This is a genomic window from Nocardioides sp. P4_G10, assembly GCF_056401175.1.
This window is the reverse complement of sequence record NZ_JBFUJV010000048.1, coordinates 1-1,369: the sequence shown is the minus strand read 5'-3', so window position 1 is coordinate 1,369 and position 1,369 is coordinate 1. Positions and strand designations below refer to the sequence as shown.

Annotated in this window: 3 protein-coding genes; 2 read left to right on the top strand and 1 reads right to left on the bottom strand. The window is 73.7% G+C overall.

Annotated features, from left to right (window positions below; translation table 11 throughout):
* Nucleotides 1-167: proteasome accessory factor PafA2 family protein (locus tag AC1DP1_RS23190; protein WP_477508851.1), on the bottom strand; the 167-nt coding region annotated here is incomplete at its 3' end.
* A gap of 79 nt (nt 168-246) precedes the next feature.
* Here AC1DP1_RS23190 and AC1DP1_RS23185 point away from each other — a divergent pair.
* Nucleotides 247-729: a hypothetical protein gene (locus AC1DP1_RS23185; RefSeq protein WP_477508850.1), complete on the top strand. Its 483-nt coding sequence runs from the start codon at nt 247-249 to the stop codon at nt 727-729.
* A 46-nt stretch (nt 730-775) separates the two neighbouring features.
* Entirely contained in the window at nt 776-1,186 is a 411-nt protein-coding gene (locus tag AC1DP1_RS23180) for a hypothetical protein (RefSeq protein WP_477508849.1), read from the top strand.
* Nucleotides 1,187-1,369: the final 183 nt, after the last annotated feature.

Genomic DNA, 1,369 nt, shown 5'->3' with positions numbered 1-1,369 from the left:
AGGTAGAGCCGCGCCCCGTTGCGCAGGAACACGTTGGACGAGCGGCCCCAGCTGACGACCTTGCGGAAGAGGTAGCGGGCGACCTCGTCGGGGCTCAGCCGGCGCTGCCCCTTGAACGTGCACGTGACGCCGTACTCGTTCTCGATGCCGAAGATCCGCCGGTCCATGGACCCACCCTAGGACCGCGGACCACGTCGGGACCCCCACTCCGCGCCGAAACTTGCCTCGGCTGCCTAGGTTGCGGGCATGGATGAGCAGGCTCCTGACTCCCGTCCCGACGTCCGACCCGACCGTCGGCTCGAGTCGTGGCCCGCGCAGGTCGTGACCGCTGTGCTCACCGGCGTCGCCACGACCTACATGCCGGTGCAGCGCTGGTCGCGTCCGACCCGCTGGGCGCTGCACGGTGGGATGGGAGCGCTCGCCGCCGGCACCGTCGGCCTCTTCCTGCACACACCCGGCAAGCTCGTCGACCGGGAGAAGCGGGATGCGCCTCCGTTCACGCTGGGTCCTGCGGCGAAGGCCGGGATCGCCGTCGGGTTGGGCGCCGCGGTCGCCGGGATGAGCCGTGGCGGTCAGTCGGCCGACGCGTGGGCCGAGGGCGCCCTCACCAGGCGGGGCGTACGCCGTCCACGACTGTGGATGGGCGTCGCCGCGGCAGGTGCCTCGCTGGCCACGAGCGCCATCGACAAGCGGCAGGCGACGAGGAGGACGGCGACGTCGACTTCCTGACAGGTCGCCCTTGACGGCCGGCCGTCACTCGGGCGAGCGTTCCCCCATGGGACCTCGCCACCTCGTCGCGACCGTGCTGGTCGCTCCGGACGTCGTCCAGGACCTGGAGCTGAGGGTCATGACCGACGACATGTGGCTGTGGCCCGTGCGCACGGCACCCGTCGTCGTCGACGGGCCGCGGATGGAGTTCCAGCTCCGCAGGCGGCTCATCGAGCAGCGGCAAGGTGCCTGGGACGACGCCTTCGACTGGACGCCCGCCTGGATCGGCTTCGGCGCCGCCTGGCACGAGTTCGGTCCGGAGGGCAACGCGCGTCCCTCGGGCCCCCTCCCCTGGGCCGCGCACCAGCGGTTGTGGAGCGCGCTGGCCGAGTTCGACTCGTCCGTGCGCTACCGCCGGCGCCTCAACGGCATCCCCACCGAACCGACGGCCGAGTGGCCGGGACTCAACCTGCGCTGAGGCTCGCCGAGGACCGCTGGGGCCTCGGGTCGCTCAGACCTGACCCGGCTCCGTCGGCGGCGGCGGTGTGCCCGGCGTCGGGGGCTTCCTCGGGGGCTGCGTCGGGGGCTGCGTCGGCCCGGGGGCGGGCTGGCCCGGCTCGGGGGCCGGCGGGGGCGGTGCGACCGGGGGTGCGACCGGGGG